Origin of the sequence: Zwartia panacis, assembly GCF_030410395.1 — a bacterium.
GTDB lineage: Bacteria > Pseudomonadota > Gammaproteobacteria > Burkholderiales > Burkholderiaceae_B > Zwartia > Zwartia panacis.
Map to the genome: position 1 here is coordinate 296867 of NZ_JAUHHF010000004.1, position 6871 is coordinate 303737.

The 6871-nt window shown below is 51.8% G+C and carries 8 protein-coding genes and 1 rRNA gene; 7 read left to right on the plus strand and 2 right to left on the minus strand.

Features of this window, described 5'->3' with window-relative positions:
- Positions 1-84: 84 nt before the first annotated feature.
- Positions 85-1071, minus strand: a complete 987-nt coding sequence (locus tag QWY30_RS08455; RefSeq protein WP_290240070.1) for a quinone oxidoreductase family protein — start codon at positions 1069-1071, stop codon at positions 85-87.
- 121 nt (positions 1072-1192) lie between these two features.
- On the opposite strand from QWY30_RS08455, the gene QWY30_RS08460 reads away from it, so the two are divergent.
- Genes QWY30_RS08460 through QWY30_RS08490 form a run of 7 tightly spaced genes read left to right on the plus strand, consistent with a single transcriptional unit; the run spans position 1193 to position 6400 of the window.
- Positions 1193-1924 (plus strand): YebC/PmpR family DNA-binding transcriptional regulator, encoded by a 732-nt coding sequence (locus tag QWY30_RS08460; protein WP_290240072.1) that lies wholly within the window; start codon positions 1193-1195, stop codon positions 1922-1924.
- Positions 1925-1930: 6 nt separating this feature from the next.
- Entirely contained in the window at positions 1931-3211 is a 1281-nt protein-coding gene (purD, locus tag QWY30_RS08465) for a phosphoribosylamine--glycine ligase (RefSeq protein ID WP_290240073.1), read from the plus strand.
- A gap of 2 nt (positions 3212-3213) precedes the next feature.
- Positions 3214-4155: an oxygen-dependent coproporphyrinogen oxidase gene (gene hemF, locus QWY30_RS08470; protein ID WP_290240074.1), complete on the plus strand. Its 942-nt coding sequence runs from the start codon at positions 3214-3216 to the stop codon at positions 4153-4155.
- Positions 4152-4751, plus strand: a complete 600-nt coding sequence (gene nadD, locus QWY30_RS08475; RefSeq protein WP_290240115.1) for a nicotinate (nicotinamide) nucleotide adenylyltransferase — start codon at positions 4152-4154, stop codon at positions 4749-4751. Before hemF ends, nadD begins: the two co-directional genes overlap by 4 nt.
- A 10-nt stretch (positions 4752-4761) precedes the next feature.
- Positions 4762-5232 carry a ribosome silencing factor gene (rsfS, locus tag QWY30_RS08480; RefSeq protein WP_290240075.1) on the plus strand — a complete coding sequence of 157 codons (471 nt, stop codon included), beginning with the start codon at positions 4762-4764 and terminating at the stop codon, positions 5230-5232.
- Positions 5233-5267: 35 nt separating this feature from the next.
- On the plus strand, positions 5268-5738 hold the full coding sequence (gene rlmH, locus QWY30_RS08485; protein ID WP_290240076.1) for a 23S rRNA (pseudouridine(1915)-N(3))-methyltransferase RlmH: 471 nt from the start codon (positions 5268-5270) through the stop codon (positions 5736-5738).
- Between the two features lie 5 nt (positions 5739-5743).
- A complete protein-coding gene (locus tag QWY30_RS08490; RefSeq protein WP_290240078.1) occupies positions 5744-6400 on the plus strand; it encodes a Maf family protein in 657 nt (218 codons plus the stop codon).
- A gap of 120 nt (positions 6401-6520) precedes the next feature.
- Here the strand turns inward: QWY30_RS08490 and rrf are convergent.
- Positions 6521-6633: ribosomal RNA gene (gene rrf, locus QWY30_RS08495) — 5S ribosomal RNA — on the minus strand.
- Positions 6634-6871 lie beyond the last annotated feature (238 nt).

Here is a 6871-nt window from a genome sequence, read left to right on the forward strand (position 1 = left end):
TGGCAGGCTTTTAAGTGCTAGGTTACCTAAAAAGCAAGGTTCCCAAAGAACGCAAGATTCCCTAAAGTCTCAGAGCGAATCTCATCAATTCAAAGTAAATACAGTCGCGCCTGTCGTCTTACGCGCGGCCAAAGCTGCCTGAGCTTGACCAGCCTGCTCGAGTGGATAACGCTGATCGATACGAATCTTGATCTTCTTGGCCAAGACCATCTCAAACAACTCGTCAGCAGCAGCCTGCATCTTTTCTGGTGTGTTGACATGCACTGCCAGGGTCGGACGTGTCACATACAAAGATCCCTTAGCGGCCAAAATACCAAGGGAAACTCCCTCAACAGGACCCGAGGCGTTCCCGTAGCTGACCATCAAGCCGCGAGGCTGCAAACAATCCAAAGAAGTCATCCAGGTGTCCTTGCCCACGCCGTCGTACACCACAGGCACCTTCTTTCCACCCGTGAGTTCAATTACGCGCTCAACCACATTTTCTTTAGAATAATCAATCACTTCCCAAGCGCCATGAGCCTTGGCGAGAGCTGCCTTTTCAGGGCTGGAAGCGGTGCCGATGACCTTCACGCCAAGCGCCTTGGCCCATTGGCAAGCGATCAAACCCACCCCGCCCGCAGCAGCATGGAACAAAATGGTTTCGCCTTCCTTGATCCGGTATGTCTGGCGCAACAAATATTGCACGGTCAGGCCTTTGAGCATCATCGCAGCAGCTTCTTCAAAGCTGATACCTTCTGGCAGCTTCACAACCTGAGCGGCCGGCACATTACGCGCCTGGGCGTAGGCACCAATCGGGCTCTGACCATAGGCTACGCGATCGCCTTCTTTAAAGCGCGTCACGGACTTGCCGACTGCAGTCACAATGCCAGCGCCTTCGAAGCCCAAGCCATGCGGCAACGGGCTCTTGTAGAGACCATCACGGAAGTAAATATCGATGAAATTCAAGCCTGCAGCATGTTGCTGAATCGTGATTTCATTATCGCCTGGAGGAGGCACTTCAACCTGGACGAGCTGTAAAACTTCAGGTCCGCCGTTTTTTTCAATACGAATGGCTTTAACTAGATTGCTCATAAGTGCTCCTGACAAGAATAAGGGAATGCAAAAAAGGGAAATTCCGAATATTTCGCAACCGTCGAGTTTATATCGTGCGCAAGGTAAAATGCGCTTTTACCTCTATAAATTGCAGGAAACTATGGCCGGACACAGCAAATGGGCCAATATCCAGCACCGTAAAGGTCGCCAGGATGCCAAACGCGGAAAACTTTGGACCAAAATCATTCGCGAGATCACTGTTGCCGCTCGGGCGGGCGGTGCAGATCCCGATGCCAACCCTCGCCTGCGCATGGCCTGGGACAAAGCGACCGCGGCCAATATGCCCAAAGATAATATTCAGCGCGCGATCACTCGCGGTGCGGGTGGTGCCGATGGCGCCAATTACGACGAAATTCGTTACGAAGGTTATGGAGTAGGCGGTGCCGCCGTTGTGGTGGATTGCATGACCGATAACCGCACACGAACCGTGGCAGATGTCCGGCATGCGTTTTCCAAAAACGGCGGCAATCTCGGCCAGGAGGGCTCCGTTGCCTTCATGTTCACGCATTGCGGTCAGTTTGTATTTGCTCCCGGCACTTCGGAAGATACAGTCATGGAAGTCGCTCTCGATGCAGGCGCCGATGACGTCGTCACAGATGAAGAAGGCGTAATCGAGGTGACCTGCGCGACGACCGCTTTTGCAGCTGTTCGCGATGCCCTGCAAGCCAAAGGTCTGGTACCTGAAATGGCCGACATCGTCATGAAACCCAACAACGAAGTTGAGCTTTCTGGCGACGATGCCATCAAAATGCAAAAACTTCTCGACGCTCTGGAAGCTCTGGATGATGTTCAAGAGGTTTACACCAACGCCGTCATGGATGAGCAGGACTAACACAGCATGAAATTACTTGTTATTGGCTCAGGTGGCCGTGAGCACGCATTGGCCTGGCGTTTATTGCAATCATCACGCGTCGAACACGTTTATGTCGCGCCCGGAAACGGTGGCACAGCGCTGATGAAAGGCGCCTCGAATGTTGCACTCACCGAGCCTCAGGCGCTCGCAGATTTTGTTCGCGAACAAGGCGTTGCTTTAACCGTGGTTGGACCTGAGGCACCATTAGCTCAGGGTGTGGTCGATACTTTTCGCGCACAAGGCCTCAAGATTTTTGGCCCCACCCGTGCTGCTGCCCAATTGGAAAGTTCGAAAGACTTTGCAAAAGCCTTCATGGTGCGCCATCACATTCCAACCGCGGCATACAAGACTTTCACAGATCCCAAAGCCGCGCATGATTACATCCAGTCTCAAGGTGCCCCCATTGTCATCAAAGCCGATGGCCTAGCCGCTGGTAAAGGGGTTGTTGTTGCCATGACGCTTGACGAAGCCCACGAGGCCGTCGATGCCATGCTAGGGGATGGCTCTCTGGGTGCCGCAGGTGCACGCGTCGTGATCGAGGAGTGTTTACTGGGCGAAGAAGCCAGCTTTATTGTTTTGTGCGACGGCAAAAATATCTTTCCGCTCGCTACCAGTCAAGACCACAAACGATTGAAGGATGCCGACCAAGGACCCAACACAGGTGGCATGGGTGCTTACTCCCCCGCCCCTGTTGTCACCCCTATTATTTTTGATCGTGTCATGAAAGAAGTGATCAAACCGACGATCGAGGGGATGGCTGCGGATGGCATTCCTTTCACTGGATTTCTTTATGCGGGTTTGATGATCGGCCAGGGCAATGATGCAAGCTGCCCAATCAAGGTCCTCGAATTCAATTGTCGGATGGGAGATCCAGAAACCCAACCCATCATGATGAGAATCCGCAGCGATCTACTCGATGTTTTTGAGCACGGTGTCAATGGCACCCTGGATCAAGCGCACATCGACTGGGATCCTCGAACTGCACTCGGTGTCGTAATGGCCAGTCATCTCTACCCTGCCACTCCTCGCCTCGGTGATGTGATTACCGGCATTCCGACCGATGCGCCGGATTGTGTGGTGTTCCACGCAGGCACCACGCTCAAAGACAATGTGCTTCAGACAAGCGGCGGTCGTGTGCTTTGCGTCACTGCACTGGACGACACTGTTCGTGCGACACAAAAGCGTGTGTACGAAACAATCAAAAAGATTCATTTTGACGGTGCACAGTACAGAACCGATATCGGTTGGCGAGCGCTGGAGTCCTAAACATGACTCAAAGAACCTCTTCAACAGACAACGGATCAGTCGTTGACCTTCCTGCGGTACGCAGCTATTTGCTCGGTCTGCAACAACGCATTGTGACTGCGCTTGAACATGCGGGCGCAGACCTCTTTGAGCGCGACGAATGGACTCGAGCAGAAGGAGGTGGCGGCATTTCACGACTCATCGAGGGTGGTTCACTCTTCGAACGAGCTGGTGTGCTGTTCAGCCACGTTAAAGGCACAACACTGCCCCCCTCCGCGACACAGCATCGCCCTGAGGTTGCCGGCCGCCCCTGGGAGGCGATGGGGGTCTCCATGGTGCTGCATCCTCGCAATCCTTATATTCCCACCACGCACATGAACGTGCGTATGTTCGTCGCAAAAGTGCCAGAAGGTTCTGATCAAAAAGACATCTTCTGGTTTGGTGGCGGCATGGACTTGACGCCTTATTACCCATTCGAAGAAGACGCCCAACACTTTCACCGAGTCAATCGCGACGCGCTGGCACCTCACAGCGAAACCGCCTACGACGAGTATAAAAAATGGTGTGATGAGTATTTCTTTCTAAAACACCGCAATGAAACCAGAGGTGTGGGTGGCATTTTTTTTGATGATCTGAGCGCGGGTGGTTTCGAAGCATCGTTTGCGTTACTGCGTTCAGTAGGCGATGCGTTTTTGACCGCTTACATGCCAATCGTGGAAAAGCGCCGTTCCTTACCCTTTGGTGAACGTGAACGGGATTTCCAAGCTTATCGCAGAGGACGATACGTTGAGTTTAATCTAGTGTTCGATCGAGGCACACTCTTTGGCTTGCAATCGGGAGGACGTACCGAGTCGATTCTCCTCTCTATGCCGCCCATGGCGACATGGCGCTACAACTGGCAACCTGCCCCCGGTACGCCGGAAGCACGTTTGGCGGAGTTTCTTAAACCAAGGCAGTGGGTCTGATGCGAATCGGGCTTCTGGGTGGCAGTTTCGATCCTGTGCATATTGCACACCTCTCGCTCGCCAAGACTGCCCTAGAAGCCCTCAGCCTCGATCAAGTACAACTCATTCCAGCCGCACAACCCTGGCAAAGACCGCCGCTGGGCGCATCACCGGCTCATCGCCTCAACATGCTCAGGCTGGCCACGCAGGATCTCAAATCAATTGAAATCAACCCTATTGAAATAAAACGAACCGGCCCAACTTATACAATTGAGACGATCGAAGCCCTTGAGCCCTCTCATGAGTACGTTTGGATTCTGGGCGCTGATCAGCTATCAAATTTTTGCACTTGGCGAAAATGGTCTGAAATTGCCCAACGCGTTCAACTCGCTGTGGCACAAAGACCCGGATCGAATATTCAAGCACCTGAGGCATTGACACAATTCCTCGATGCACATCAACGCAAACTATTAGTCATACCCTTTGAACCGCTGGATATCTCAGCCACAACAGTCCGACAGCGACTCGCACACCAACAATCTGCAAGCGACCTCATCCCCGAGGTTGTCGAGCGATACATTCACGAGCATGGGCTGTACCGCCCGCTCACAGCCTAACAGGACTCTTATGGACATCACCAAACTACAGCGCGCAGTTGTCGACGCACTCGAAGACGTCAAAGCGCAAGATATTCGCGTATTCAACACCACGGAAATGACCAGTCTGTTTGATCGGGTCATCATTGCCTCTGCAACATCTAATCGTCAAACACGCGCCCTTGCTTCAAGCGTCGCCGAGAAAGTGAAAGCGATCGGTGGCAATGTCATCGCAACAGAAGGCGAAGAAACGGGCGAATGGGTTCTTGTCGATGTAGGCGACATCGTTGTTCACATTATGCAACCTGCTATCCGCGCTTATTACAACCTTGAAGAAGTCTGGGGCGGCAAACCTGTCCGCATGAAACTAGCGCCAGAGTCAACCCGACCTGCAGTCGCCACAAGCGATGTCGCCTTTGATCCAATGATCACCACAGAAGAGCCCACGGGACGTCGCGCCGCGAGTCGCGCCTCATCAAGACCGACCCGATCCAACCGTTAATCAACACCGTAGCAGACTCTGAATAGAGAAAGAGAGTGAAAATCCTGGTCCTCGCCGTCGGTCATCGAATGCCAGACTGGGTGCTTTCTGCTTGGGATGACTATGCAAAAAGACTGCCGCCTGACTGGGCTGTCACACTCAAAGAAATCAAACCCGAGCCCCGCACCAGCGGCAAAACACCCCAGCAAATGATGGCCGCCGAGGCCAAGCGGATCGAAGCGGCTATTCCAGAACAAAGTCTGCGTGTCATTCTGGATGAGCATGGTCGTGATCTCACGACGCAAGCTTTTGCAACTAGACTGAACACTTGGCATCAAGCCAGTCACAACATCACCATTATTATTGGTGGTCCTGACGGATTAGATCAGGATTTAAAATCAAGTAGTGATGCATCCATCCGCTTGTCATCAATGACGATGCCACACCCCATGGTTCGAATCGTGCTCATCGAGCAACTTTATCGAGCCTGGTCTATCTTGAACAATCATCCCTATCATCGAGCTTGAACCGCATGATGCAGCCACTGCTCTATCTGGCTTCGGCAAGTCCCAGAAGACACGAACTCCTTAATCAAATCAGTGTGAAACATAAGGTTCTGCAAGTGCCTTCGCCACCCGGTGAAGATGAACCTCGCTTGAGTGATGAAACACCTCTTGATTACGTGCAACGAACAGCTTTCGAAAAAGCCATCAGAGCTGAGCAGTGGATAGAAAAGCAACATCAAAACGAAACACTATTTGAGAATCAAATTGCGATTCTGACTGCAGATACAACCGTGGCTCTGGATAATTGTATTTTTGGGAAACCTCAAGATGCTGAGGATGCGGCACAAATATTAAAACAGCTATCAGGAAAAACACACACGGTATTCACGGCACTCGTTTTGTCACAAAGCGAACCACAGCAAAACAAAGATCAACGCGGCCAATGGTATCGAATAAAAGCGTTGTCAGTGACGCAAGTCAGTTTTTGCACACTGACTGAGCAAGCTATTCGTGACTACATAGAAACGGGAGAACCCTTCGGTAAAGCTGGCGCGTACGGCATTCAAGGATATGCGGGAAAGTACATTCAACGAATTGACGGCAGCTATTCAGGCGTGATGGGACTGCCATTGTTTGAGACAAACGAGCTTTTAAAACAAATCAGTGCATCTACGACCGGTTGATCACTAGCGTGCAAAAAAACCAAAGCGCGTAAAAAACCAAAGCAAAAAGACAAAGCTTCAAAGACAAAGCAGCAAAGACAAAACCCCTCAGGCGAGGCCTGAGGGGTTTTGAGGGTAAGAGCTTGACGATGACCTACTTTCACAGACGTACGTCCACTATCATCGGCGCTAAGGTGTTTCACGGTCCTGTTCGGGATGGGAAGGGGTGGGACCACCTCGCTATGGTCGTCAAGCGTAGCTTGTTGAACGCTCAAGGGCGGGTGGCTGCGACACTTCTGTCGAGACACGCCACAAGGGCATTCCAATCTGGGAAGAAGCAAACGTGTTGTCTTGGCGTATGAATTCGGGTTGGATGTTTTGACTACAGCCGTTATTCACGACTTTACATATTTATTTGAACGGCACTTTAACTCTACAACAATCAGGTCATTAACCTGTAGGGTTATAGGATCAAGCCGCACGGGCAATTAG

Bases quoted from the DNA above. Each gene is read 5' to 3' on its own strand.
- rsfS (WP_290240075.1), top strand. From the start codon at position 4,762: ATGGACATCACCAAACTACAGCGCGCAGTTGTCGACGCACTCGAAGAC.
- QWY30_RS08490 (WP_290240078.1), top strand. From the start codon at position 5,744: ATGATGCAGCCACTGCTCTATCTGGCTTCGGCAAGTCCCAGAAGACAC.
- QWY30_RS08455 (WP_290240070.1), bottom strand. From the start codon at position 1,071: ATGAGCAATCTAGTTAAAGCCATTCGTATTGAAAAAAACGGCGGACCT.
- QWY30_RS08460 (WP_290240072.1), top strand. From the start codon at position 1,193: ATGGCCGGACACAGCAAATGGGCCAATATCCAGCACCGTAAAGGTCGC.
- hemF (WP_290240074.1), top strand. From the start codon at position 3,214: ATGACTCAAAGAACCTCTTCAACAGACAACGGATCAGTCGTTGACCTT.
- purD (WP_290240073.1), top strand. From the start codon at position 1,931: ATGAAATTACTTGTTATTGGCTCAGGTGGCCGTGAGCACGCATTGGCC.